Consider the following 24,398-nt stretch of genomic DNA (forward strand, 5'->3'; position numbering starts at 1 on the left):
GATGTCGGACACGACCGTGGAACGAGGCGTGGAGCGCGCGTCCGTGGTGGTGGTCGGGGACCGCTTCACGGAGTTCCTGGCCCTGCGCGGCACCATCGCCGCGAGCGATCTGCTGGCCCGGCTGCGCACCGGGGACATCCCCCGGGAGCTCGCCGTCTCGGTCGGACAGGGGCTCAGCGCCGACCAGTTGAGCGAGCTGTCCGTGCTCGCCGCGATGAACCGCGGCAGCGTCTTCATACGCCAGGGTGAGGTGCCGGCTCATGTCGAGCAGCGGCTCACCCACAAGCACGACGCGAAGAACGTCCTGATCGGACCGGTCGAGGAGACGGGCGACGGCGGATACCGCGCCGCTCTCCTGCTCGACCAGCGGGTCGAGGTGCTCGCGGACCATCTCACCGGACTGCACATTCCGGCCGTCACGCTGCTGGAGGCCGCCCGCCAGACCTGGACGGTGGTGACCGAGCAGTTCCTGCTCGACGACGGACCGCCGACCCGGTTCGTGATCAGCTCCATCGCCTCGGCCTTCCACCGGTTCGTCTTCCCGCTGCCGGCGACCCTCGAGTACCGGCTGCGCGGACGGGAACGCACCCCGGTCGGACAGTCCATCGCGTTCACCGTCTCGGTCCGCCAGGGCGGCGAGACCGCCGCGGAGTTCACCGTGGAGATCCGCGTCATCCCGCAGCGGTTCGCCGAGAAGCAGGAGGTCATGGCCGCGCGTACGGCGGTCCGCCAGGGGCTGGCAGCCGCCGAGGCCGTCGCCGCGGAACCGGTCCTGGCCGGCGCCGCCGCGGGGCGGTGACCGCCGTGCTGTGGAGCGTCCACTGCACCGACGGGCCCGGCGCCGCCGAGCGTCGCCGGGCCCTGCGCGCCGAACACTCCGCGCGGCTCGGCGCCGCCGCCCTGCGGCCGCTGCTGTACGGGCCGCTGCTCGCCGACGACGGTGAGCGCCAGGTCGGCAGCCTGTTCGTCCTGCACGCGCCGGACCGGGCGACCGTCCAGGCGTGGGTCGACGCCGATCCCTTCCTGTCGGGCGGTGTCTGGCAGGACGTACGCATCAATGTGCTGCGGCTGTCGGACCGTTCACCCGTCCGCATCCCGGAGGAGCCGTCACTGTCGTCCTCGTCCTCGTCCTCGTCGTCGCCTTCGCCGGTGATGGATCCGGCCCGCTGACACCCCCGAGTCCCCGGCTATCCCAGCTTCCGAGCATCCCCAACTTCCCCTGGCTTCCCCCAACTTCCCCTGGCTTCCCCAGAGTCCACAGAAGGGTTTACGAACCATGTCCGCACGTCTTCTGCTCGTCACCGAAGTGCCCGTACGGCCCGCCGACACGGACCAGGCCGCCAAGGCCTGGCTCGGGCACCACACGGCCCGCCCGTCCGGCGCCCGGCTCTACCGGTCCGCCGAGGGCACCGACACCCTCCTCGAACTGCGCCCGCTCGCCGGCATGGAGGAGCTGATCGCGCTGCGCGAGGAGTGGCGCGAGCTGTGGGACGCCGTCGCCCCGTACGCGGCTGGTGACTTCCGGCGCCAGGTCCAGGAGTTCGTCGAGGCGCCCAAGGACACCGACGACGACCTGCCCGCCACCCCCTATGTCCAGCTGCGCCGCGTCGAGGTCAAGCCGCCGGTGCTCGCCGACTACCGCGAGTGGCGCGACCGGACGATCTTCGAGACGGTGCGCTCGGCCCCCGAGTCGGAGATATTCCTCGCCTACCACTCGCTGCTCAGCACCGAGCCCGGCGTGCTCTTCGTGGCCGGCTTCAGCTGCGAACCCGCCCAGCACAACGGCGTGTTCAAGACCCCCGCGTACGAGTCGATCCTCGATGAGGTCCGCGAGAAGTACATCGTGCCCGTGGGCGGCCAGGGCGGTCTGTTCACCAAGACGTACGCGCGCGTCGAGGACTGATGCGGGATGCGCTCGAACACGTATGAACTCAGCCTGACCACCCAGGGACCGACCTACCCGCCCAGTGAAGTGATGGACCCCGACGGCAACTTCGTGGTCATCGGGCGCGTGAACCGGCCTGGCCCGGACGGGTCCGTCACCTCCGAGTGGGGACGCGCCATCGTGTCCCCCGACAGCCCGATGCCCCCGCACGGCGAGAACACCCCGTACCGCATCGTGCGCGAACTGCCGGAGCAACTCACTCCCGCTGACCGCGACATGGTGCTGCACACCCTGCCGCTGCCGCTGCCCATCAACAACTACCCGATGCTGTTCGCCCCCGAGCAGTCCCCGCAGGCCAACTCCGTACGCCGGCCCAGCTACCCCTTCCACGAGGTGCCGATCCCCGACTTCCGTCCTGAGGACGGCCGGCGGGTCACGGAGCCGGTGACGCTCGGACAGTGGGTCCAGGCGCAGGGCTGGCTGGAGGTGGCGCTGACCGACAACGGCCGCGCCGCGGAATTCCGTTTCGAATTCTCCGGTCTCGTACCCGACAGCATGTACACCGTGATGTCGCTGCGTGAGAACGACCTCGCACCGGCTCCGGTCGGCCCTTCCCGCCCCGGCCCGCTCGGCGTACCGAATGTCTTCATGGCGGACGCCGGCGGCAAGGGGAATTACCGTGCGACGCTGCCCAACCCCTTTCCGGCAAAAGGCGCGCCCGGCCCCAAGCGCATTGTCAATGTGGTGCTGCTGTGGATGAGTTACCAGCAGAACTACGGCGGTGCGATCGGCTTCTACGGGCTCGGCGGGGACATCCATGCCCAGCTCAAGCTGCAGACGCCGAGTTTCCACGAGTTCGTCACGACCGCCGGCTGACGTCGCCGGACCGGGTGAGGTGGCCGCACCGGGTGGGGTAGCCGACCGGCCACCCCACCCGGGCAGGCCATTCGGCCACACCAATCAGTCGCACCATTCGGGCAGCCTTTCCGGGCTGCCCGCCCGGGGTACTTGAATTCGGCGTTGTACGCCACCCGCGGCCCAACTACCCTGAAATGGCCGACAGGTGGCGCGGAATTTCCAGCAACTTTCTCATCAAACCGAGAACACTCGGAGGTACTGCCATGCCTGTCATTCACGTCACTGTCTGGAAGCAGAGCGACGAAGCCGCGAAGCAGCTGATCGAGGAGATCACGGCGACCACCCAGAAGGTCCTGGGGCTGCCGCTCGACAAGATCACCGTCTATCTGACCGAAGTACCCGCGAACCGCTGGGGCGAGGCCGGCGCACTCGGCTCCGACCCGGACTTCGCGGAACTCAGCAGGCGGCGCTGACCCGCCCGGCCCACCCGCTCGCTCCCCCCACGAAAGAGGAATGAAGACCATGACAGACACAGTCGCCGAGGTTCCCGCGCTCGCCGGACCGCAGCGCCGGATCGGTGCCCAGGGGCCGCTCGTCGGAGCGATCGGCCTGGGATGCATGGGGATGAGCGGCGGGTACTACGGCCCCGCCGACGACACCCGCTCCATCGAGGTGATCCAGGCCGCCCTCGACGCCGGCACGACGCTCATCGACACCGCCGACATGTACGGCGTCGGCCACAACGAGGAGCTCGTCGGCAAGGCCATCCGCGGCCGCCGCGACGAGGTGACCCTCGCGACGAAGTTCGGCATCCGGCTGGCCGACGGCAAGCGCTGGAACGACAGCGGCCCGGCCTACGCCCGGCAGGCCGTCGAGGCCTCGCTGCGCCGCCTCGGCGTCGACACCATCGACCTGTACTACGTCCACCGGCTCGACGGCACGACCCCCATCGAGGACACCGTCGGCGCCCTCGCCGAGTTCGTCGCCGAGGGCAAGATCCGCCACATCGGGCTGAGCGAGGTGAGCGCTGCCAACCTGCGCCGGGCGCACGCCGTGCACCCCGTCGCGGCCGTACAGAGCGAGTTCTCGCTGTGGACCCGCAACGTGATCGACGACGGGGTGCTGGGCGCCGCCCGCGAGCTGGGCGTCGGCCTGGTCGCCTACTCGCCGCTCGGCCGCGGCTTCCTCACCGGTGCCGTACGCACCCTGGACACCCTGCCCGCGGACGACTTCCGGCGCGGCAACCCGCGCTTCGCCGACGGCGGCCTGGAGGGGAACCTGCCCCTGCTGGACCAGGTCGGCGCGATCGCCGACGCGCACGGTGCCACGCCCGGACAGGTCGCCCTGGCCTGGGTGCTCGCCCAGGGCGAGGACATCGTGCCGATCCCCGGCACCAAGCGCCTGACCTACCTCGCGCAGAACACCGCCGCCGCGGCCGTCGAGCTCAAGGCCGACGAACTCGCCGCGCTCGACGAGGCGTTCCGTGCCGAGCACGTGGTGGGCGAGCGGTACCCGGCCGCGATCATGCCGGCCACCAGGTAACTCACTTCCCGTCCCGCGGGGCCCGTCAGCCTCGTACACCCCTGCCCGTATCCGCCCCCCGGCGCGTCCGTCCCGTACATCCCTGCCCGTATGGCGCCCCGGCGCATCGGTCCCGTACACCCCTGCCCGTATGGCGCTCCGGGCGCGTCCGTCTCGTAGACCCCCTGCCCGTATGGCGCTCCGGGCGCGTCCGCCCCCTAGACCCCCGCCCGTACGGCCCCGCGCCGTTCCGTTCTGTTCCGTCCAGTCACCCCACGAAGGGAATCCCATGTCCACCGAGGCCGCACCGGTCGTCAGCGAGCGAGAAGCGCACGGCGCGGAGGTGATGCGCACGCTGGGGATCGACCCCGACGCCGTCATCGCCGGTGTCGCCCCCCTGGACGAGCGCTTCGGGCACACCGTCGTCGAGTACATCTTCGGCGACATCGTCGGACGCCCCGAACTCGACCTGCGCACCCGCCAGTTGGCGACCTTGGCCATCCTCACCACGCTCGGCGGCTGTGAGCCCCAGCTGGAGACGCATCTGCGCGCCACGCTGCGCGCGGGTGCCACCCGGGCCGAGATCGTCGCGCTGCTCACCCACGTCACCGCCTACGCCGGCATCCCCCGCGTGATGAACGCGCTGAACGTGGCCAAGCGGGTCCTGCCGCCTGCCGAAGCCGCCTAGCCGTTCCGCCTTCTTCCCGTGTCTCCTCCGTCCCCTCTTCCTTCCGCTCCCTTGTGCCTCCCTTCCGCCTCCTCGAAGTCTTGGAGAACCCAGTGACCACCTCACCCACGGAAATCCGGGCGACGCTCGACGAAGCGCCCGCCCGCCCGTCCGCCGGTGTCGCACCCGCCGCCGGGCAGGACCCCTCGGCCCGCAGCGCGCTCGTCCGCTGGCTGTCCGTCCTGACCCTCGGCCTCGGTGTGTTCGCCATCGTGACCTCCGAACTGCTGCCGGTCGGCCTGCTGCCACCCATCGCCAAGGACGTCGGCGTCTCGAACGGTGTCGCGGGCCTGACCGTGACCCTGTACGGAGCCGTCGCCGCGCTCACCGCCGTGCCGCTGACCGTGCTGTTCGGCCGCATCGACCGCCGCTGGCTGATCACCGGCCTGATGTCGGTCGTCGTGGCCGGCAACATCGTCACCGCCATCGCCCCGAACTACACCGTGCTCATCGCCGCCCGCATCCTGATGGGCTTCGCCCACGGCGTGTTCTGGTCGACGGTGCCCGGTACCACCGTCCGTCTCGTCCCCGAGCGGCACACCGTGAAGGCCACGGCGATCGTGCTGTCCGGCATCTCCATCGCCTCGGTGCTCGGCGTCCCGCTCGGCACCTTCCTGGGCCAGCAGACGCACTGGCAGGTCGCGTTCTACGCCATGGCCGGACTCGGCGCCCTCGTCATGCTGGGTGCACTGACCCTGCTGCCGATGCTGCCCTCCCAGGGACGCGCCGACGTCCGCGCCCTGCCCGCCCTGCTGCGCCACCGTCCGCTGGTCACGGCCCTGCTCGTCACCACGCTGACCATGATCGGCCACTACCTGGCCTTCACGTTCGTCGCCCCGTACCTCGAGGACGAGACCGGCCTCGACTCCGGCCTGATCAGCGTCCTGCTGCTGGTCTTCGGCATCGCCGGCGTGCTCGGCAACTTCGTGGCCGGCGCCACCGTCGCCCGCTCGCTGCGCAAGTCCCTGCTCGGCGCGGTCGGCGCGATGGCAGCGGCCCTGCTCGTCTTCGCCGCCCTGAAGGACGTCTCGTACGTCGCCTACCCCGTGCTCATCGTGTGGGGTCTGGCCTACGCTGCCCTGCCGGTCTGCCTGCAGACCTGGGTGATGCAGTCCGCCAAGGGGCAGACCGACTCCGCCTCCTCGCTCTACATCACCTCGTTCAACGGCTCGATCGCGCTCGGCTCCCTGCTGGGCGGTCTGGTCGTCGACCACATCGGCCTGGCCAGCGTCACCTGGATCGCCGGCGGGTTCGCCGTGGCCGCGCTCATCGCGGCGGCCGTCGGCAAGCAGCGCTCCGACGCGTAGCCCGACGCACCTGGGCCCGTGCCGCTCCGTATGTACGACCGGCACGGGCCCGTGGTGTGCCCGCCCGCACGCCCACGTACGCAGCACGCCCCATCCGTACGACGAAGACCGCCCCGACCGCCCCGACCGCCCCGACCAGCCCGGACAGACCGAGGACCGACAGGAGACCCGCCGTGCCGCACCCGACGCCGATCCAGCCCGACCACCAGGTTCTCGAAAAACCCGCAGCCGTGGCCGCGTCGCCGTCCCGGACGCTCGGCGTCGTCGGTGGCGGCGGGGCGGCGACGGCGCTTCTGTGGTCGCTGGCCGAGCGGGCGGAGGGGTCGCCGGCGATACGGCGCGAACTGCCGGACAGCGTGCTGGTCTTCGAACGGTCGCGGACGACGGGCCCCGGCTCCGTCTACCGTGACGACCTGCCGTCGGCGCGTATCAACCGCGAGGCCGCCGCCATGTCGGTGTCGGCCACCGACCCGGGGCACTTCGCCCGGTGGCGGGCGGCAGAGGGGCCGGGCCCCGGGGCGGCCCTGGACGAGGCGTCCGGGACGTTCCCGGCGCGCAGCACCTTCGGCACGTATCTGGGGACGCAGTTCACCACGGCCGTGCGCCGGCTGCGCGCCCTCGGCACCCGGGTGGAGGTCGTCCACGACGAGGTCGTCAACCTGCTCGCGGCCCCCGACGAGCCGATCCAGCTGCTGACCCGGGACCGGCAGACGTGGGCCGTCGGCCGCCTGGTGCTGGCCATGGGGGCACCCCCGCAGCCCGACCTGTACAACCTGGAGGGCACCCCCGGTTACCACCGCGACCCGTTCCCGCTGAACCGGCTGGTCCGGTCCGTGCCCGCCGACGCGTCGGTGGCCGTGCTCGGCACGGGCCTCACCGCCGTCGACATCGCGGTGGCGCTGACCGACGCGGGCCTGCGCCGGCCCCTGCACCTGCTCTCCCGCACCGGCATGCTGCCCCGGGTACGCGCCGAGCTGCCCGCGGTCCGGCCCGTCCACTTCACCGCGGAGCACCTGGCCCGGCTCGCCGCGGCCCGCGGCGGACTCGAACTGCACGACCTGGCCGAGCTGTTGCAGCGCGACGCGGAGGGACTGCCGCCGCTCGCCGACGTACTGGAGCGGGCCCGGCGCTGCGACGACCCGGCCGGCGCCCTGCGCCGCCAACTGGCGGGCGCGGACGCGGACATCGCCGCCTGGCAGCAGGTGCTCGCGGCGACCAACCCGGCCGTCGAGACGGCCTGGCGGCTGCTGAACCCGGCCGCACGCCGACTCCTGCACGAGCGCTACCACCGGCCGTTGATGAACCTGCGCAACCCCATGCCACGCGTCAACGCGCACAAGCTGAGCGCCCTCCTGGACAGCGGCGCGCTGCGGGTGAGCGGCGGCCTGCGTCACGTCGGCGCCTACTCGGACGGCACCCACTACGCCGTACTGAGCGAGGGGAACCGCGCCGAACCGGACCCGTACATACAGGAGTTCGACGTCGTCATCAGCGCCATCGGGCCCGACCCGGGAGTGGACGGACTGCGGGCCATGCCGCTCACCGCTGCCCTGATCAACCAGGGTCTGGCCACCCCGCACCGCTTCGGCGGCGTCGCCGTCACCGACGACCACGAGCTCATCAGCGCCGCCGGCACCCCCGACCCGCGCATCCACGCCCTCGGCAACCTCACGGCCGGCAGCTTCTACTACACCAGCTCCATGGAGATGGTCGCCCGCCAGGCCGAGCGCATGGCCCGGCTGCTGCTGCCCGCGGCCCGCCCGGCACGCGCCCCGCTGGAGGTGGCGGCGTGAGCCCCGGCGCCCGGACCGCCTCGGTCGCGCCGATCGCCGTACTCGTCGCGCTGGTGTGTCTGCCCCAGCTCGCCGTGGGCATGTACGTCCCCGCGCTGCCCCGGATGGCCACCGACCTCGGTTCCACGGAGGCGGCGATCCAGCAGACCCTGGTCGCGTACATGGCCGGGTACGCGCTCAGCATGCTCTGCGCGGGACTGCTCGCCGACCGCTACGGGCGGCGACCGGTGCTGCTTGGCGGGCTGACCCTGTTCACCGTCGTCACCTGCGGTTCGCTGGTCGCCGACCAGGTCTGGCAGCTCGACGTGCTGCGCTTTCTGCAGGCGCTGGGCGGCTGCGCGGGCACCGTCGTGGCCCGTCTGATCGTCAAGGACGTCATGGAGCCGCGCCGCCGGGTCACCGCGCTGACGTACCTCTCCACCGGGCTCGCGATCACGCCGGCCGTGTCGCCGCTGCTCGGCGGGGTGCTCGTGGCGTCGCTTTCGTGGCGCGCCTGCTTCGCGGTCATGCTGGTGGCCGGGGTGCTGATGTTCGCCGCCGTGGCCCGCGCCGTGCCGGAGACCCTGCGGCGCGAGACCATCGTGCCGCTCTCCCCGGGCCATGTCCTGCGTGGCTGCCGCGAGATCCTGCGCAACCGCCCGTTCCGGGCCGCCGCGATCACCATCAGCCTCGCCTGGTGCGGCTACTTCGTCTTCACCCTGCTGTCCTCCCTGCTGCTCCAGGGCCGGATGGGCATGGGCCCGGTCGGGTTCGCGACGGCGTACGGGTGCGTGGTGCTCGGTTACGTGGCCGGCAGCACCGCGGCCCGGCGGGCGGTGGGCCGCTGGACGACCGTACGGACCATGCGGACCGCCGCCGTCTGGGCGGGCGTGGCGGCGGCGGGACTGGTCGCGCTGGCGGCCGCGCTGCCGGCCAGCCCGGTGGCGTTCACGGCCGGGATGGCCGCGGTGATGGTGGGCGTGGGCGCCGTCTTCCCCACGGCGCAGGCCAGCTCCCTGGAGGCGGTCGGCGCGCACGCGGGACTCGCCTCGGGCCTGTTCTTCGCCACGCAGATGGCCTCCGGCGCGCTCTACGGCCAACTCGCCTCCCTGGTCCACCACCCCGGCGCCGTACCGTCCGCCCTCCTCATCGCCGCACCCTGCTGGGCGCTGGCCGGCTATGCGCTGCTGTCCCGCGGGGGACCGGCGCCTTCCGGCAAGGGCGGGGTGGCCGCCTCCGCCGCGAAGGCGCCGTCGCCGGTACGGCGGCTGCGGGCGGGCGCGTGATCACGCGCCCGCGCCCGGTGGCGCGTCCGGCGATGCGGCTGTTCCTGTTCCACCACGCGGGCGGATCCGCCCGGTTCTACGCGGACTGGGCGACGTCGGACGATTTCCCGGACGACTGGGAGATCTGCCTGCTGGACGCACCGGGCAGGGGGCAGGCGGCCGACGCCCCGCCCGCGCGGACCCTCGGCGAACTCGCCGACTTCTGCCGGCAGGGGCTGCTGCCGTGGCTCGACCGTCCGTACGCGTTCTTCGGCCACAGCATGGGAGCCCTGGCCGCGTACGAGACGGCCCACCGCCTCGCCGAACACGGCGAGCCCGGACCCCGCTGGCTCGGCGTCTCGGCCTGCGCCGCCCCCACCCGGACCGCGGCCCAGCCCGGCGACCGGCACCTGCTCGACGACGACGCCCTGCGCACCTGGGCCCGCCGGGCCGGCGGAACTCCGCCGGAGATCCTCGAACACCCCACGGTATGGCGGATGTTCGCCGGCCTCCTCCGCAGCGACCTCCACCTGGTCGACACCTGGCGAGCAAACCCGGCCCCGAACCCGCCCCGCCCGCCCCTCCGCACCCCCCTCACCGCCTTCGGCGGCACCGCCGACCCCACAACACCCCCCGCCCACCTCACCGCCTGGCACCCCACGACCCGCCACTGGCAGGGCCTCCACCTCTACCCCGGCGGCCACTTCTACCTCCAGCAACACCGCCCCGAGGTGACACGGGCGGTGATCGAGGGCTGCGGGGCGTCGGCGTCGGTCACGGTGGGGGCGCCGCCTGCGGAATGACTGTGCGGAGCTTCCGGCTTGTGGCGCGGCGCGTCGACCAGTCGTAGTGTCCCTGCGGTGCCTACCTGATCGGCGGGGGACATGTCAGGCGAGTTGTTCACCTTGATCGGCGTGCTCGTGGGCGCGGCCGCCTCCTACGTGGGCGGAGCCGCGATGGAGCGATCGCGGTGGCGCCGGCAGCTCTCGACACGTTGGGACGAGCGCCGCCTGGAGGCGTATCTCCGGTACGCCGACGCCATCAAGAAATTCACTTCGCTGGCAGGCCGTCTGGCAGCCGGCAAAGGCCTCTTCGACCTTCCCCAGCCCCTGGAACCGCAAGCCGGTCTGGAGCGGTTGGCCGAGGCCGAACTGGAGCGCGGGTACGCGTTCGAGGCCGTCCTCCTCATGGGAGACGCCGACACCATCTCCGCCGCCAGGGCGTTGCAACGCCATGCGTGGGCGCTGGAGCAGTTCGTCCGTGACATGAGAGCCGGTACGGCGGAGGACTGGACGCGCGCGTTCCTGCAGTTCCAGCAGAAGCGCGACGAGTACTACGTTGCGGCACGCAAGAGCCTGGGCGTGAACGCGGCGTTCCGACTGCGCAGCGAAGATCCGGCCACCCTTGGACGAGATCCCAGAGATGTGTGACGCCGCCGGGGCGCCCTGCGTGCGCCTTTGGCTTCAACGCAGGCGTTGGCTGCGACATCCGCGCGAGATCCGAGCGGAGACACCTGCCCGGCGGCCCCGGCGGCCCCGGCGGCCCCCGTGCCCGGACCGGTCAGTATTCGAGAAGCGCCGTAGCCCGGGCCCCGGCTAGCGTGAGTGCCGTGGACGTGAGCACGTGCGGGCCAGGGCCGGGGGCTTCCTCGGGTGGAGCGAAGGGCGAACCGTACGTGCTGTGCGAGGCTGGGCGGATCGAGCCAGGCGATGCCGACGGAGACCGCGAGGGCGGCCCCGTCCGACAGATGGAGACACGATGAGCAGGGCCACGAGGACGGACACGCACCCGCAGTCGCCTGCGCCGCACGCCGCCGACACGGGGCCGGCTGAGCCGCACGCCGCCGATACGCAGTCGGCTGCGCCGCATGCCGCCGACGCGCGGTCGGCAGAGCCGCACGTCGCCGACACGCACGACATGATCCGTGTGCACGGGGCGCGGGAGAACAACCTCAAAGACGTCAGCATCGAGATCCCGAAGCGCCGTCTGACGGTGTTCACCGGTGTCTCCGGCTCGGGCAAGAGCTCGCTGGTGTTCAACACGATCGCCGCGGAGTCGCAGCGGCTGATCAACGAGACCTACAGCGCCTTCGTCCAGGGCTTCATGCCCACGCTCGCGCGGCCCGAGGTCGACGTACTCGAAGGCGTGACCACCGCGATCACCGTGGACCAGCAGCGGATGGGCGCCGACCCCCGCTCCACGGTCGGCACCGCCACCGACGCCAACGCGATGCTGCGGATCCTGTTCAGCCGGCTCGGCGAGCCGCACATCGGACCGCCCAGCGCGTACTCCTTCAACACCGCCTCGGTCCGGGCGAGCGGCGCGATCACCGTGGAGCGCGGTGACAAGAAGACGGTGAAGGCGACCTACAACCGCACCGGCGGCATGTGTACGCGCTGCGAGGGCCGCGGCGCGGTCTCCGACATCGACCTCACCCAGCTCTACGACGACTCCAAGTCGCTCGCCGAGGGCGCGTTCACCATCCCCGGCTGGAAGTCGGACAGTCAGTGGACCGTGCAGGTCTACGCGCAGTCCGGCTTCGTCGACCCGGACAAGCCGATCCGCGAGTACACCAAGAAGGAATTGCAGGACTTCCTCTACGGGGAGCCGGTCAAGGTCAAGGTCAACGGCGTCAACCTGACCTACGAAGGCCTCATCCCCAAGATCCAGAAGTCGTTCCTGTCCAAGGACAAGGAGGCGCTGCAGCCGCACATCCGGGCGTTCGTGGAGCGGGCGGTCACCTTCACCGTCTGCCCCGAGTGCGAGGGCACCCGGCTCAGCGAGGGGGCCCGGTCGTCGAAGATCAAGAAGATCTCCATCGCCGACGCCTGCGCGATGGAGATCCGCGATCTGGCCGAATGGGTCCGCGGTCTCGACGAACCGTCGGTGGCGCCGCTGCTCTCCGCGCTCCAGCAGACCCTCGACTCGTTCGTGGAGATCGGCCTCGGCTATCTCTCGCTCGACCGGCCGGCGGGCACGCTGTCCGGCGGTGAGGCGCAGCGCGTCAAGATGATCCGCCACCTCGGCTCCTCGCTCACCGACGTCACGTACGTTTTCGACGAGCCGACCGCGGGCCTGCACCCCCACGACATCCAGCGGATGAACGGCCTGCTGCTGCGGCTGCGGGACAAGGGCAACACCGTGCTGGTCGTGGAGCACAAGCCGGAGGTCATCGCGATCGCCGACCACGTCGTCGACCTCGGCCCCGGGGCGGGTACGGGAGGCGGCACGGTCTGCTTCGAGGGCACGGTCGAGGGCCTGCGCACCGCCGGCACCGTCACCGGCCGCCATTTCGACGACCGGTCCGCCGTCAAGGAGACGGTTCGCAAGCCCACCGGCACCCTGGAGATCCGCGGCGCGACGGCGAACAACCTGCGGGGCGTCGACGTCGACATCCCCCTCGGTGTGCTCGCCGTCGTCACCGGCGTCGCCGGCTCCGGCAAGAGTTCGCTCGTGCACGGTTCGATCCCCGCCGGCGCGGGCGTGGTGTCGGTCGACCAGGGAGCGATCAAGGGCTCCCGGCGCAGCAACCCGGCGACGTACACCGGACTGCTCGACCCGATCCGCAAGGCGTTCGCGAAGACCAACGGTGTGAAGCCGGCCCTGTTCAGCGCCAACTCCGAGGGCGCCTGCCCCACGTGCAACGGCGCCGGGGTCGTCTACACCGACCTGGCGATGATGGCCGGCGTCGCCACGCCCTGCGAGGAGTGCGAGGGGAAGCGGTTCCAGGCAGCGGTCCTCGACTACCACCTCGGCGGCCGCGACATCAGCGAGGTGCTCGCGATGTCGGTGACCGAGGCCGAGGAGTTCTTCGGCTCCGGGGAGGCGCACACGCCGGCCGCGCAGCGCATCCTCGGCCGGCTCGTCGACGTCGGGCTCGGCTACCTCAGCCTCGGCCAGCCGCTCACCACCCTGTCCGGCGGCGAGCGCCAGCGGCTCAAGCTGGCCACGCACATGTCCGAGAAGGGCGGCGTCTACGTCCTCGACGAGCCGACCAACGGCCTGCACCTCGCCGACGTCGAGCAGCTGCTCGCCCTGCTGGACCGGCTCGTCGACTCCGGGAAGTCCGTCATCGTCGTCGAGCACCACCAGGCGGTCATGGCCCACGCCGACTGGATCATCGACCTCGGCCCCGGCGCCGGCCACGACGGCGGCCGCATCGTCTTCGAGGGCACCCCGGCCGACCTCGTCACCGCCCGCTCGACGCTCACGGGCGAGCACTTGGCGGGGTATGTGGGCTGAGCCCGTGGTGTGACCACGGGAGGTCGGCGTTACACGTTCAGTGTTCGCTGCGGCCGCAGTCAGCTGGATAGAGGGTGGAACCCGTGGTCAGGGAGCCGGGTGGCGGTTGCCTGAGTTGGATGCACGCGGTACCGGCGGCATCGGACGTGAAGTCATCGATACGGACTGTGGGACCGGGACCGACGAACGGAAGGGTGTGCACTTCGGCTTCGACCGGTGTCTCGAAGGGCGCGCCTTCGAGGACGGCGATGGCGGTCAGGGTGCCGTCGGCTCCGGCCCGGGGCTCGGTCTCTTCGATGGTCAGTCGCCAATGGAGCGCCGCGTCCGCCAAAAGGCTCTTGCCGTTGCGGCCGTGAGCAAGAAGGGTGCCGTGACGGCCGCGTATGTGCCGCGCCATGGCACAGCAGAGCGGTACGTCGCTGCCGTACCGAGTGTCAACGCGGTTGAAGCCGGCGGACGGGAAGCAGCCCAGTGCATCCGACAGGAGCCCGAGCGCCGCGTCCTTGATGCGCGGCCGCTGTCCGTGTTCGACGAGGTCCAGCAGGATCGGGGTGGCCGCGTAGGCCGCTGGGAACACCATGGCGGCGTGGCGGCAGATGAAGCCGCCACCGGCGAGGAGGGACGCCGCGTCGCCTGTCTGGTTGGCGGTGGTGGACGCCGTCAGTAGCCGCAACGCATGAGCGACCCGTTCAGGATCGTCGCACACGTGCGAGGTCGGGTTGGGTATCGCCGACCAGTTCACGGCCTCGATGACGGCATGGGACACGCCCGCATTCTGCCGGACCGGCCGCCGTAGCCAGTACCGATCGTCCAGATCTGGAGCGGGGCGGCTGTCCAGGGCGGCAGCGAGTACGCCTGGGGCTGTGTCGCGGCGAAGGTCAGGCCCCCGTGGACCGGGGCCTGACGCCGAGGACATCGAGCATCGCCCGGGTCGCCGGGCTGGGGTTGAACCGGCTCCACGCCAGATACTCGACGCGATGCGGCCCCTCGACCACGGGGACCAGCGCCAGTTGGGGATCGCCGGCGGCCAGTGGCCGGATGAAGGCGGACGGCAGCAGCGCGACACCGAGCCCGCGCGCGATCAGCCGCGTGATCAGCTCGACGACACCGGCCTCGTACGCGACCTCGCGGACGAGGCCCACCGCGGCGAACGCCTGATCGGACTGGGCCCGGGCAGGCGTCCCGTCCACGAAGTCCACGAAGGTCTCGTCGGCGATCTCCGGCAGCGTGACCCGGGATGCGCCCGCCAGCCGGTGCCCGGCCGGCACCACGAGTACGTGCTCGTCGTGATCGAGCACGACGGTCTCCACCCCGGAGGGCGCTCCGCCCTCCGGCAGGCCGAGGAAGGCGATGTCCAGGTCGCCGTTCCGGATCGCCGCCACCAGTTCGTCGCTGCGCCCGGAACGGAGGGCGACGCGGACGTCCGGATGCTGAGCCCGGTACCGCTGCAACAACTCCGGTACGTCGACGGCAGCCGTGGTCACGATCACGCCGACGGCGAGCCGACCACGTACCACACCGGTCGCGGCGGCGGCGTCGGCGACCGCGCGGTCGGCAGCGGCCAGGCACTCGCGCGCACCGCCGAGAAACGCCACCCCGGCGCTGGTCAACTCGACGCGGCGGCTGGACCGGGCGAACAGCTTGACCCCGAGCTCCCGTTCCAGCCCGGCGATCCGGTGACTCAGCGACGACTGCACCACGGAGCAACGCTCCGCGGCCCGGGTGAAGTTGCGCGTCTCGGCGACGGCGACGACGTATCGCATCTGCTGGAGATCCACCCGGCCATCGTTCTGGTTCATGGCTGGCATGACAAGCATGCGTTGGAATCATGATGCGGTGCGCCGAGACTTCCTCGCATGCCTACCTCGACCGAGCGATCACCGGGCCCGCCGCGGACCGCGCACGCGCGCCAGGCGGCAACCGTCGCGCTGACCGCACTCGCTCCCGCGGCCTGGGGCACCACGTACGCCGTGACCACGGAACTGCTGCCGCCCGGGCATCCGCTGTTCGCCGGGCTGATGCGCGCCCTGCCCGCCGGACTGATCGCGCTGGCGCTCACCCCCGTGCTCCCGCGCGGGAACTGGTGGTGGAAGGCCGCCGTCCTCGGCGCGCTCAACATCGGCGCCCTGTTCCCCCTGTTGTTCGTGGCCGCCGAACGACTCCCCGGCGGCGTCGCCGCCACCCTGAGCGCCACCCAGCCGCTGATGGTCGCCGGGTTGGCCGTCGCGGTGGTCCACGACCGGCCGACGGTCTGGCGACTGGCCTGGGGAGTGATCGGCGTCGTCGGCGTCGGACTCGTCGTGCTCGGACCGGGGGCCCGGCTGGACGGCGTCGGCGTGCTCGCCGGTCTCGTCGGTACGGCGGGCATGGCCGGCGGAATCGTCCTCACCAAGCGGTGGGGCCGTCCCGCGGGGGTCGGCCCGCTGACCCTGGCCGGTTGGCAACTGGCCGCCGGCGGGCTGCTGTTGCTCCCGCTCACCGTTGCGATCGAGGGGGCGCCACCGCACATCGACGCCGGAGCTGTCGCCGGCTACGTGTGGCTCGGCAGCGTGGGCGGACTGATCGCCTCCACGCTGTGGTTCCGCGGGATCGGAAAGCTGTCGGTCGGCGCGTCCGCACCGCTGGTGCTGCTGTCCCCGATGGTCGCGACCGTCGTCGGCATCGCGCTGGGCGAGTCACTGAGCTTGCTCCAGACCTCGGGCTTCGTCCTCGCCCTGGCTGCGCTGCTCGCCGCACAGCTCAACGCGCCGAGGGTGTTCGGCCGCGTGGCGGCGCGCGGCGGGCCATCGGAGGCCCAGATACGCGAAGTTCAGGTACGTCAAGACCAGACACGCGAAGTCCAGACACGCCAAGACCGGATACGCGAAGACCGAATTGGCGAAGGCCGGATTGCGGGAGGGCGGAGCCGATGAGGGGGCCAGGCCCGATGAAGACAGGCGCAACGGCGACGGGTGCGACCGGGACAGGGTGGACGAGGACAGGCGCAATGGCGACGGGTGCGACCGGGACAGGTCCGATGAAGACAGGCGCAATGGCGACGGGTGCGACCGGGACAGGGTGGACGAAAACAGTGACGACGAGGGCGAGTTCGATGAAGACGGTTGGTTCGCGTGCGGGCAGGGTGGACAGGGCGGACAGGACGATCGCGGTGCTGGGCGCAGGCGGGATGGTCGGCAGCCGGGTGATCACCGAGGCCAGTGCACGCGGACACGAGGTGCTCGCCCTGTCCCGGAAGCCGGCGAGCGAGGACCCGAAGGTCAGGCTGGTCGCGGTCGACGCGAACGACTCACGCGCCGTACGCGAGGCGCTTGCAGGCTCGGCCTCGTACGCCGCCCCGGACGCCGTAGTACTGGCCGTGCGGACCACCCCGGTCGACCAGGAGTTCTTGACCGGTGCCACCCGTACGGTGCTGGACGTCGCCGCGGAGCTGGGGATACGAGTCCTGGTGGTCGGCGGTGCCGGTGCGCTGCGCAGCCCGGGCGACCGGGATCTGCTGGTCGCCGACAACCGCACGTACGTGCCCGCCGAATTCAAGGCGGTCGCCGCCGCCGGGATCGCCCAACTGCGCGCCTGCCAGGCCCACCCCGATGCCGCCTGGGTCTACCTGAGCCCCCCGGCCCTGCTCCAGCCCGGCAAACGAACCGGCGACTACCGGCGCGGCACCGACACCCTGCTCACCAACGCCGACGGCGACTCGTGGATCAGCGCCGAGGACCTGGCCGTCGCCGTGCTCGACGAACTCGAGACCCCGGGCCGCGAGCGCCACATTACGGTCGCCGCGCTCGCCCCGGTCGCCCCGGTCGCCCACGAGGACGAACGCCCGTCAGTCTGAGCCGGCGCACCGCTGTCCTGATCCTGTACGGGAGTTGATGCTCACAGGCCGGAAAATGTCGGTGAGAACTGACGCCGGTCAGGTGCTCACGTCCTCGGTGCCGTCACGGTGGCTGGCATCGGAGGGTGTCAAGGATCAGCGAAGTAGGCTCCCTGCCCATGGGTGCGTTCTTACCGTTCCTGGTCTTGATTGCGATCCTCGCAGCGGTCCTGGGCTTCTTCGCGTGGCTGGCATCACGTATTCGTCGCCGGGGCCTCGCAGGCGGGGCCATGAGTGCCGCCTTGGCCTCATATGAGGAGGCGTTCCGTATCACGGCTCACGAATCTCACGTTGAGATCCGAGCCCAAGCGGAGCGCACGGCGCCGATCCTGTCGCCTGACGATCACTGGGGGCGAAGCCCTGGCGAAGCCGGTCCTGCGGGAGCCGAGGATCGCCGACCGCTTCGGCCGCGTTCCCGCCGGTCACGACGGGGCCCCGGCCGCTGGATCGATCGACTGAAGCACGGTCGCTGACCCGTGGACACGGTGTTGGTGCTGGACGCGGCGGCGTGCGGCCGTGCCATCGCCCCGGCGGAAGTGTCCCGTGTGGGACCCTGCAGGGCATCGGGCCCCGCCCCGGCCCGTACGGAACCTTCCTGCGGCGCACCCCAACCCGCCCGCGGCAGCGGACGAGGACGCGGAGAAGGACACCGGATGAGCGCACGTTTCGAGGAGATCGACTGGCGTCCGACCCCCATGGGCGAGATCAGCCTGCGGCGTCGGCGGGATCCCGCGTCGGGGGAGGACGTGTACGAGGTGAAGCTCGACGACGAGTACCTGATGTCCAGTCTCTTCACCGCGGGGGAGGTCGAGCTGGCCCGACTCGGCCTGGCGGCACTGCCCGACGCCCCCATCGATGTCGCCGTCGGCGGCCTCGGCCTCGGCTACACGGCCCGTACGGCGCTGGACGATCCGCGGGTGCGCTCGCTGATCGTCGTCGACGCCCTGGCCGAGGTGATCGACTGGCATCGGCGCGGGCTCGTACCGCTGGGCACGGGACTGGCGTCGGACCCCCGGTGCCGGCTGGTGCGCGGAGACTTCTTCGCGATGGCAGCGGGGACCGCGGCGGCGGGCGGACCGGTGCCGGCGGACGGTGCGATGGTGGGCGGACCGGTGTCTGTGGACGGTGCGATGGTGGGCGGACCGGTGTCTGTGGACGGTGCGATGGTGGGCGGGCCGGTCCCTGCGGACGGTGCGAAGGCGGATGGTGCGGCGGCGGGCGATCCTGTGTCTGCGGATGGTGCGGTGGCGGGCGATCCGGTGTCTGCCGGGGACCCAACCCCCGGCGCCGTTGCCGCCCCGCACGGTCTGGACCCCGAGACTCCCGGCCGCCGTTTCCACGCGATCCTGCTGGACGTCGACCACTCGCCGCGGCATGTGCTGCACCCCGGCCATGCCGCGCTCTACCGCCATGCCGGCCTGACCGCTCTGGCCGAACTGCTGTATCCCGGGGGCGTGTTCGCGCTGTGGTCGAACGACCCGCCGGACGAGGAGTTCGGCTCGGTGCTCGCGGAGGTCTTCACGGAGACCGCTGCGCACGTGGTCGATTTCGACAATCCGCTCCAGGGCGGGACCGCGGCCAACACTGTCTATGTCGCCCGCAGGCGCGAGAGCTGAGGGCGGCGGGGGCACCCACAGGCAAGGGCACGGCCCAGAACCACAGTCCGGTCCGCGACGCTCCCGTCGGTCGGTCGGTCGGTCGGTCCGTCGGTCCGTCGGTCCGTCGGTCCGTCGGTCGGTTGGCCGGCCGGCCGGCCGTCAGGAGATCTGGCCCGCCGCCCACTCGGCCCACTCGCGGCGCATGGCGTTGAACCGCAGGCCGTACTCCAGGGAGATCCGGCCGTAGACCGAAAGGCCGTTGTCGTCCCAGTCGACGGACTCCTCCAGCCGGCGCAGACTCTGGTACCCCTCGTCGGACAGCTCGATGAGCTCGGTGAGGTAGCCGCGTGCCTGCTCAGGCGTCAGCACTCCGAGAAAGAACACGCGCAGGAGAATGTCGCTGCGGGTGTTCCGCTGCGGGGTGGTCTCGGTCAGCCAGTGCCGCAGTTCGGCCAGTCCCTCGTCGGTGAGGGCGTACTCCTTGCGGCCCCGCGGTCCCTCGGCCGCCACCTTGATCAGCCCGGTGCCCGCCAGCTTGGTCAGCTCGGTGTAGATCTGGCTCTGGGTCGCCGGCCAGGCGGTGGCCAGTGACGTCTCGAACAGTTTCAGCAGGTCGTAGCCGCTGGCGGGACGCTCGGAGAGGAGCCCGAGCAGCGCGTGTCGAAGACTCATGCTCCGCAGTCTACATTCCACTATTGACATGTCGAGAGTAGACCTTCTAGTTTTCACATGTCAGAACGGAAACGCTGAAGCGGAGACCTGCAATGTCGTACCTGCGCACCTTCCTCCCCTGGATCGTCTTCGCTGTGCTGCCCTCGGGGAGCTGGCAGTGGGCGGCGCTGGCCGCCCTGGTGGTCGCAGTGGCTGTGATCGTCCAGCAGATACGGGCAGGGACCGGATTCGACGCGCTGATCATCGAGCTCGGCTCCGCGGCCTTCTTCGCCGTGCTGGCCGTCATCGCCTTCGCCGACCCGGACTCGGGCGTGCACGACTATTCGGCGGCGCTGTCGGCGGGCACCCTGGCGGTCATCGCGGGGGTTTCGCTGGCCATCGGCAAGCCGTTCACGCTGGGCATCGCCAAGCGGACCACCCCGCGCGAGGTCTGGGGGCTCAAGCCGTTCATCCAGACCAACGTCATCATCACCGCCGTCTGGACCGCGGCCTTCGCCCTGACAGCTGTCGTACTCGCCTTCGTGGCGCACGCCGGAAACGCCCACTCGACCACCGCCACGCTCATCCAGATCGCCGGCTTCGCCGTCCCGATGATCTTCACCGTGCGCTACGTGGCCCACGTCCAGGCCAAGGCCGGTATCCGCTGACTTGGACCTGTTGGGCCTGTTGGACCTGTTGGACCTGTTGGGCCTGTTGGGCCTGTTGGGCCTGTTGGGCCTGTTGGACCTGTTGGACCCGTCGGTCATAGGCGGCCGGATCCCGGCAGATCCGGACGTCCGGTCCACCTCGTACCTCGCAACTGCTGCGTACACAACCGCAGTTGCACCGACGAGGACCGGATCCACGAGCTCACCGCGACCAGAACACCCGCGTTCATATGCGGTCGGTCGGCCGGCCGCCGGTGCCGGGACGGCTTCGGGTCTCGCCTCAACGACCGTGAACGGGGCTGAACGAGACGGAGACCGAGACGGCCGCACTCCTCACCACAGCACCGCAGCCGGCCCGCGGGTAGCTGCCGAAACCACCGCTAGGCAGCCCTGGACCGCGCCGCACGCGTGCCCGGGGCGGGCTCCTGTGCGTCCTCGGGCTCGTACTCGTACTCGAAGACCGCGTCTTCTCCGAAGTCCGGGGCCTGGAAGGGTTTTGTCGTGGGAGGCGGCGATACTGCGGTGGAACGGCGAGGTAGCCCTTCCGGGGCGGAGAACAGCGACGTCGATTCGATGAGAGGTCTGCCTTTCGTTACAGGTCCCTACAGGTCCCTACAGGTCCCAGGTCCCTACAGGTCCCAGGTACTGCGGGACAGGCCCCAGGTACTGCGGGTCCCTGCAGGTCCCTGATGGGGCTGTGCCCGGCGTGACCGGGCACAGCGGTCCTAGAGCTTGGTCATCTTGGCGTACGGGCTCAGGACCCGCATTTGCACGGAGCCGAAATCCACGAGCGCCGCGATTCCGTCCTCGATGCTCACCACCCGGCCGAGGCCGTACACGTCATGTGTGACCTGCTCGCCCAAGGCGAAGCGCTTGGAAGCCGCTGCGACGGGGGCCTTGAAGGGGCTGGTGGGCAAATGACGCTTCGGTGCAGGCTTTGTCATAGCTCAGTATGAGCCTACGTGTGACCCGCTCGGTGTGGCTGTCGGCACAGAATCCGGACGGTAACAACCGCATCACGCTCCTGACCTGGTGTTTCTCCACCTGGTAAGGCTCGGGCACGGTTGTGTCACGAACCTCAGCAGACGACAGTCAGCCACGAGGGCTCCGGTCGATGACCCGCGTACGCCCCGGCCGTCCCCAGTACCGGCCGGTGCCGTTGACCAGGGCAAGCCGTGACATCCGGGCGTGCCGACCAGCAGCTTCGCCGGACCTCAGCTTGGGAAGCTGAGGTGATCCAGCAATTGCTGCGCAGGCTGCAGGTCAGCCTTGTTGTGCTTCGGACTTGGTCAGGTCCTTGGCGAGCCGCCAGCTGTCTCCGGCCGGCTCGAAGAGAAAGAGGTGGGAGGTCGCGGAAGGTTCGGTCGGTCGCGAGTCCTTGCCGGACGGATCGGTTGCGTACGGCGTGGTGAACTCGTCGACCCACACCTTGGCGCGGTCGCCCTGCATCTCGACGTGGGCGATGACAGCCTTGGCGACGGCCCTGTCCCACACCTTGCCCGAGGGTGGCTCATAGCCCCGCCACTCCGCCGTGGTGCGGTCGGCGTCGCGCTGGAAAATCTTCTGAGCGGCTTGCTCGAGCGACTTCCGCTCCGCTGTCTCGATCCTGTCCTGGATCACCAACGTGGCCGGTACGGCGGCGAGCAGCGCTGCCACTGCTGCCAGAGCCAGCTTGCGCTTCTTGTTCATGGTGCCCCCACCCCGAGCTGCGGATCTCCGAGGAGAGTAACGGATAAGCCCAGGTCAGCCCAGTCAGCCCATGGCTGACCCGCCACTCGCCTCAGTTCCCATCTGCTGGCATGCCTTGTACAGACGGTGAAGCAGCCAGAAGCGCTCGATCAGGTCGCCCTCGCCGGTCATCGCTGCGGTGAGTGTGTATCCCGGATCGTGGTGACCCATGTCGTGGGACAGATCTGGGTCGAGATACTCCGCCAAGGCGTGGAGGACGATGGCACGGCGGGCGGCAAGGTGCGAAGGGAGTTCCCACTCAGGGCGGTTGTCATCAGGGTCCGTGATTCTGAGCTGGTGGCCTTCACCTACACCCTCGTGGTACGCGGTGGTGAGTTCGTCGCGCAGGTGTTCCCGTGCGACAGCGGGAGTGCCTTTCGCCGCCAGGGCTGCGACGACCAAGGGGTGATCGGAGACGCCGGCGTGGGAGATCGCCAGTTCGAGTGCGTATCGCTGCATCTGCGGCAGCAAGTGAGGGCCGAGGTCGGTCACGTAGCTCGCGAACGGCTCCTGCTGCAGCAGGGGTGATCCGGCGAGGTCTTGGGGGACCAAGACGCGTCGTACCGGAACGATGTCCACCGCGAGATGTGGGCCGGCCGCCCATGCGGCGTCCAGACGTGCACCGGTGGCGCGTTGGAGGGCGGCGAGCCCTGCACCCCAGTCGGAGGTGCCGAAGCTGATTCCCTGCAGCAGGGGTCGCCACGCGTCGGGGCGCGTGCCGTGGACATCGTCGGGAAACAGCATGTCGAACGAGGAGAGGATGAGGACCTCCTCGGCGAGGCTGAGCCGGGAGTGGGCGTTGACGTTCCAGAAGGCGCTTGCGACGCGGCCCAGTTGAGACAGCGGGCGCAGGACCTCTTCACGGGAACCCTGGTAGCCGTTCGATTCCACGACGACGACCGTCGTTCCTGACCGGGAGACTGCGATGCGTTCGACGCCGTAGTCCGTGGGGGACGTCGGGAACGTGGACAGTGTGACCTGACGAGCGTTCTCTGGGTGGCCGCCGAAGAGGCGGATCACGTCGGCTTCGTCCGCGCCGCGTACGACGGTGAACGTGGCGGCTGCCAACTGCCCAAGACTGTCGAGCGGTTGGTCATTGGCGCTGGGAGCACTCATCTGCCGATTGTGGCCGTCGGCGCTTGCGGAGCGAAGGGACTATGGGCCGCGCTCGTCATCCACGCGGCTGGGCCGGAGCCACCTGGGCCGGCAGTTCCTCCGGCTCGTCCAGGTCGTTCACGGGGGTGCCCGACGGGTAGCGGGCGCAGTCGGCGTACTTGAGGGATCGGCGCAGGGCGGGTCTGCTGTGCACGCGCAGCAAGTCGCTCGCTTCGAAGGCTTCCCGAAGGACGGTCTCTGCCGACTCGAGCGCCTGCTGAAGGCGGGCTGCCTCGGCACGCGAGTGGCACGGCAGCGGAAACGGCACAGGGCCAGCCTGGGAGGAAACCCTCCTGAGCCGGCCCTTTGTGCTGTGCCCCCGGCAGGATTCGAACCTGCGACACGCGCTATAAAAAAGGAGCGAGGTGGGGCGATCGTACGCGTGACCTGCGATTCCCTGCCTTGAGCGGGGTCGACGGCACGCGCTTCTGCGTACCCCGACTCCCCGTGAGTCCCCGCCCGTTCCGGCACGGCGGTGGCACGGCGGTGGCACGGCGGTGGTACGGCGGTGGCACGGCTTCGCGCCTCCGCTTCAGCGCCGACGGTTCGAGCGCCCGCGTTGGCGCCCCAGCAGCCTCGCCTGCTCGCTCTTCAGGTGAGAGAACCGGTCGCGGGTGTACTCCCTCAGCTCCCGGCCAGGGAACGCTATGAGTGACAGGTGTTCTTCGTAATTGCCCTTGGCCCACTGCGCGGCGGTGATCTCGTATCCAGCTACATGCGCGCAGAGCTGGAGCAGGGCCGAAGGCATCTCCTCCTCGATCAGGAGATCGGCCTTCGTGACCACCACATCGCGCATTGCCTGAATGTTGGGGATGAAGACGGTAGTGGCCCATGTGCGCCACCGCGCGAGTTCCTGCTCGGTGGGAGGTATGTCGTGGTGGAAGGGGTCGCGCCCATCGGGGCGGGCGTACATCTCAGAGAAGGTGTCGTAGGCGCGGCTGTTGGCTTCCATCAGCGCGAACAGAGGACCGTAGAAGTCGCTCAACTGGACGTTGACCCGCGTCAGTCGGGCCTGTCTCTGCACCAGTCGCAGGCCGTTGAGATAGGTCGCCAGGTAACCGATGAACGCCAGCCCGACGGTCAGGATCACAGTGGTCATGAGAGGCGATGGTAGGCCGTTCTGATCGGATCACCTGATCGCCAGTCCCGT

General features: G+C 70.5%; 25 protein-coding genes and 1 pseudogene. 17 read left to right on the plus strand and 9 right to left on the minus strand.

Features of this window, described 5'->3' with window-relative positions; all coding sequences use genetic code 11:
- Nucleotide 1: 1 nt before the first annotated feature.
- The 13 genes from ACFVYF_RS10770 (at nt 2) to ACFVYF_RS10830 (ending at nt 13,577) form a co-directional block, all read left to right on the plus strand.
- Nucleotides 2-799: an AfsA-related hotdog domain-containing protein gene (locus tag ACFVYF_RS10770; RefSeq protein ID WP_389454052.1), complete on the plus strand. Its 798-nt coding sequence runs from the start codon at nt 2-4 to the stop codon at nt 797-799.
- On the plus strand, nt 796-1,170 hold the full coding sequence (locus tag ACFVYF_RS10775; protein WP_389454056.1) for a YciI family protein: 375 nt from the start codon (nt 796-798) through the stop codon (nt 1,168-1,170). The genes ACFVYF_RS10770 and ACFVYF_RS10775 overlap by 4 nt, the downstream gene beginning before the upstream one ends.
- 106 nt (nt 1,171-1,276) lie before the next feature.
- Nucleotides 1,277-1,903: a hypothetical protein gene (locus ACFVYF_RS10780; RefSeq protein WP_389454059.1), complete on the plus strand. Its 627-nt coding sequence runs from the start codon at nt 1,277-1,279 to the stop codon at nt 1,901-1,903.
- 6 nt (nt 1,904-1,909) lie between these two features.
- Entirely contained in the window at nt 1,910-2,761 is an 852-nt protein-coding gene (locus ACFVYF_RS10785) for a hypothetical protein (protein ID WP_389454062.1), read from the plus strand.
- Nucleotides 2,762-3,006: 245 nt separating this feature from the next.
- Nucleotides 3,007-3,216: a 4-oxalocrotonate tautomerase family protein gene (locus ACFVYF_RS10790; RefSeq protein ID WP_383277548.1), complete on the plus strand. Its 210-nt coding sequence runs from the start codon at nt 3,007-3,009 to the stop codon at nt 3,214-3,216.
- A gap of 49 nt (nt 3,217-3,265) precedes the next feature.
- Complete coding sequence (locus tag ACFVYF_RS10795) at nt 3,266-4,285, plus strand: aldo/keto reductase (RefSeq protein WP_389454065.1); 1,020 nt, start codon at nt 3,266-3,268, stop codon at nt 4,283-4,285.
- 268 nt (nt 4,286-4,553) lie between these two features.
- Complete coding sequence (locus ACFVYF_RS10800) at nt 4,554-4,952, plus strand: carboxymuconolactone decarboxylase family protein (protein WP_389454068.1); 399 nt, start codon at nt 4,554-4,556, stop codon at nt 4,950-4,952.
- A 92-nt stretch (nt 4,953-5,044) separates the two neighbouring features.
- Nucleotides 5,045-6,298 (plus strand): MFS transporter, encoded by a 1,254-nt coding sequence (locus ACFVYF_RS10805; protein ID WP_389454071.1) that lies wholly within the window; start codon nt 5,045-5,047, stop codon nt 6,296-6,298.
- Nucleotides 6,299-6,471: 173 nt separating this feature from the next.
- On the plus strand, nt 6,472-8,091 hold the full coding sequence (locus tag ACFVYF_RS10810; RefSeq protein ID WP_389454074.1) for an FAD/NAD(P)-binding protein: 1,620 nt from the start codon (nt 6,472-6,474) through the stop codon (nt 8,089-8,091).
- Nucleotides 8,088-9,356, plus strand: coding sequence for a multidrug effflux MFS transporter (locus ACFVYF_RS10815; protein ID WP_389454077.1), 1,269 nt, complete (start codon nt 8,088-8,090; stop codon nt 9,354-9,356). The genes ACFVYF_RS10810 and ACFVYF_RS10815 overlap by 4 nt, the downstream gene beginning before the upstream one ends.
- Nucleotides 9,353-10,138, plus strand: coding sequence for a thioesterase II family protein (locus tag ACFVYF_RS10820; protein ID WP_389454080.1), 786 nt, complete (start codon nt 9,353-9,355; stop codon nt 10,136-10,138). The genes ACFVYF_RS10815 and ACFVYF_RS10820 overlap by 4 nt, the downstream gene beginning before the upstream one ends.
- 93 nt (nt 10,139-10,231) lie before the next feature.
- Nucleotides 10,232-10,765: a hypothetical protein gene (locus tag ACFVYF_RS10825; RefSeq protein WP_389454083.1), complete on the plus strand. Its 534-nt coding sequence runs from the start codon at nt 10,232-10,234 to the stop codon at nt 10,763-10,765.
- A 487-nt stretch (nt 10,766-11,252) separates the two neighbouring features.
- Nucleotides 11,253-13,577 (plus strand): ATP-binding cassette domain-containing protein, encoded by a 2,325-nt coding sequence (locus tag ACFVYF_RS10830; protein ID WP_389454703.1) that lies wholly within the window; start codon nt 11,253-11,255, stop codon nt 13,575-13,577.
- A gap of 37 nt (nt 13,578-13,614) precedes the next feature.
- Here ACFVYF_RS10830 and ACFVYF_RS10835 read toward each other — a convergent pair whose 3' ends face one another.
- A complete protein-coding gene (locus ACFVYF_RS10835; RefSeq protein ID WP_389454086.1) occupies nt 13,615-14,343 on the minus strand; it encodes a hypothetical protein in 729 nt (242 codons plus the stop codon).
- A 112-nt stretch (nt 14,344-14,455) separates the two neighbouring features.
- Nucleotides 14,456-15,355 carry a LysR family transcriptional regulator gene (locus ACFVYF_RS10840; protein ID WP_389454705.1) on the minus strand — a complete coding sequence of 300 codons (900 nt, stop codon included), beginning with the start codon at nt 15,353-15,355 and terminating at the stop codon, nt 14,456-14,458.
- Nucleotides 15,356-15,433: 78 nt separating this feature from the next.
- Between ACFVYF_RS10840 and ACFVYF_RS10845 the strand changes: the two genes are divergently transcribed.
- The 3 genes from ACFVYF_RS10845 (at nt 15,434) to ACFVYF_RS10855 (ending at nt 19,064) form a co-directional block, all read left to right on the plus strand.
- Entirely contained in the window at nt 15,434-16,489 is a 1,056-nt protein-coding gene (locus tag ACFVYF_RS10845; RefSeq protein WP_389454089.1) for an EamA family transporter, read from the plus strand.
- 179 nt (nt 16,490-16,668) lie between these two features.
- Complete coding sequence (locus ACFVYF_RS10850) at nt 16,669-17,409, plus strand: NAD(P)-dependent oxidoreductase (RefSeq protein WP_389454092.1); 741 nt, start codon at nt 16,669-16,671, stop codon at nt 17,407-17,409.
- A gap of 692 nt (nt 17,410-18,101) precedes the next feature.
- Nucleotides 18,102-19,064 (plus strand): spermidine synthase, encoded by a 963-nt coding sequence (locus ACFVYF_RS10855; RefSeq protein WP_389454095.1) that lies wholly within the window; start codon nt 18,102-18,104, stop codon nt 19,062-19,064.
- On the opposite strand, the pseudogene ACFVYF_RS10860 reads toward ACFVYF_RS10855, so the two are convergent.
- A pseudogene (locus ACFVYF_RS10860) lies at nt 19,037-19,195 on the minus strand (PT domain-containing protein); the annotation flags it as partial. The gene ACFVYF_RS10855 and the pseudogene ACFVYF_RS10860 sit on opposite strands and share 28 nt — an antisense overlap.
- Before the next feature lie 10 nt (nt 19,196-19,205).
- Entirely contained in the window at nt 19,206-19,718 is a 513-nt protein-coding gene (locus ACFVYF_RS10865) for a PadR family transcriptional regulator (protein ID WP_389454098.1), read from the minus strand.
- A 92-nt stretch (nt 19,719-19,810) separates the two neighbouring features.
- Between ACFVYF_RS10865 and ACFVYF_RS10870 the strand changes: the two genes are divergently transcribed.
- Entirely contained in the window at nt 19,811-20,365 is a 555-nt protein-coding gene (locus ACFVYF_RS10870) for a hypothetical protein (protein ID WP_389454101.1), read from the plus strand.
- 725 nt (nt 20,366-21,090) lie between these two features.
- Here ACFVYF_RS10870 and ACFVYF_RS10875 read toward each other — a convergent pair.
- The 5 genes from ACFVYF_RS10875 to ACFVYF_RS10895 all read right to left on the minus strand — a co-directional run bounded on the left by ACFVYF_RS10875 (nt 21,091) and on the right by ACFVYF_RS10895 (nt 24,347).
- On the minus strand, nt 21,091-21,309 hold the full coding sequence (locus ACFVYF_RS10875) for a hypothetical protein (protein WP_389454104.1): 219 nt from the start codon (nt 21,307-21,309) through the stop codon (nt 21,091-21,093).
- A 319-nt stretch (nt 21,310-21,628) separates the two neighbouring features.
- On the minus strand, nt 21,629-22,054 hold the full coding sequence (locus ACFVYF_RS10880; RefSeq protein WP_389454107.1) for a hypothetical protein: 426 nt from the start codon (nt 22,052-22,054) through the stop codon (nt 21,629-21,631).
- 63 nt (nt 22,055-22,117) lie between these two features.
- Entirely contained in the window at nt 22,118-23,209 is a 1,092-nt protein-coding gene (locus tag ACFVYF_RS10885; RefSeq protein ID WP_389454110.1) for a DUF6461 domain-containing protein, read from the minus strand.
- A 55-nt stretch (nt 23,210-23,264) separates the two neighbouring features.
- Nucleotides 23,265-23,402 carry a hypothetical protein gene (locus ACFVYF_RS10890; protein ID WP_389454113.1) on the minus strand — a complete coding sequence of 46 codons (138 nt, stop codon included), beginning with the start codon at nt 23,400-23,402 and terminating at the stop codon, nt 23,265-23,267.
- A 378-nt stretch (nt 23,403-23,780) separates the two neighbouring features.
- A complete protein-coding gene (locus tag ACFVYF_RS10895) occupies nt 23,781-24,347 on the minus strand; it encodes a hypothetical protein (RefSeq protein WP_389454116.1) in 567 nt (188 codons plus the stop codon).
- Nucleotides 24,348-24,398: the final 51 nt, after the last annotated feature.

Origin of the sequence: Streptomyces sp. NPDC058274, assembly GCF_042881375.1 — a bacterium.
Taxonomy (GTDB): Bacteria; Actinomycetota; Actinomycetes; order Streptomycetales; family Streptomycetaceae; genus Streptomyces.

What these genes read in the sequence shown, in the direction of transcription:
- ACFVYF_RS10880 (WP_389454107.1), bottom strand. Translation starts at nt 22,054, where the DNA reads ATGAACAAGAAGCGCAAGCTGGCTCTGGCAGCAGTGGCAGCGCTGCTC.
- ACFVYF_RS10850 (WP_389454092.1), top strand. Translation starts at nt 16,669, where the DNA reads ATGAAGACGGTTGGTTCGCGTGCGGGCAGGGTGGACAGGGCGGACAGG.
- ACFVYF_RS10865 (WP_389454098.1), bottom strand. Translation starts at nt 19,718, where the DNA reads ATGAGTCTTCGACACGCGCTGCTCGGGCTCCTCTCCGAGCGTCCCGCC.
- ACFVYF_RS10870 (WP_389454101.1), top strand. Translation starts at nt 19,811, where the DNA reads ATGTCGTACCTGCGCACCTTCCTCCCCTGGATCGTCTTCGCTGTGCTG.
- ACFVYF_RS10780 (WP_389454059.1), top strand. Translation starts at nt 1,277, where the DNA reads ATGTCCGCACGTCTTCTGCTCGTCACCGAAGTGCCCGTACGGCCCGCC.
- ACFVYF_RS10830 (WP_389454703.1), top strand. Translation starts at nt 11,253, where the DNA reads ATGATCCGTGTGCACGGGGCGCGGGAGAACAACCTCAAAGACGTCAGC.
- ACFVYF_RS10895 (WP_389454116.1), bottom strand. Translation starts at nt 24,347, where the DNA reads ATGACCACTGTGATCCTGACCGTCGGGCTGGCGTTCATCGGTTACCTG.
- ACFVYF_RS10800 (WP_389454068.1), top strand. Translation starts at nt 4,554, where the DNA reads ATGTCCACCGAGGCCGCACCGGTCGTCAGCGAGCGAGAAGCGCACGGC.
- ACFVYF_RS10785 (WP_389454062.1), top strand. Translation starts at nt 1,910, where the DNA reads ATGCGCTCGAACACGTATGAACTCAGCCTGACCACCCAGGGACCGACC.
- ACFVYF_RS10795 (WP_389454065.1), top strand. Translation starts at nt 3,266, where the DNA reads ATGACAGACACAGTCGCCGAGGTTCCCGCGCTCGCCGGACCGCAGCGC.
- ACFVYF_RS10885 (WP_389454110.1), bottom strand. Translation starts at nt 23,209, where the DNA reads ATGAGTGCTCCCAGCGCCAATGACCAACCGCTCGACAGTCTTGGGCAG.
- ACFVYF_RS10770 (WP_389454052.1), top strand. Translation starts at nt 2, where the DNA reads ATGTCGGACACGACCGTGGAACGAGGCGTGGAGCGCGCGTCCGTGGTG.
- ACFVYF_RS10790 (WP_383277548.1), top strand. Translation starts at nt 3,007, where the DNA reads ATGCCTGTCATTCACGTCACTGTCTGGAAGCAGAGCGACGAAGCCGCG.
- ACFVYF_RS10845 (WP_389454089.1), top strand. Translation starts at nt 15,434, where the DNA reads ATGCCTACCTCGACCGAGCGATCACCGGGCCCGCCGCGGACCGCGCAC.
- ACFVYF_RS10875 (WP_389454104.1), bottom strand. Translation starts at nt 21,309, where the DNA reads ATGACAAAGCCTGCACCGAAGCGTCATTTGCCCACCAGCCCCTTCAAG.
- ACFVYF_RS10855 (WP_389454095.1), top strand. Translation starts at nt 18,102, where the DNA reads ATGAGCGCACGTTTCGAGGAGATCGACTGGCGTCCGACCCCCATGGGC.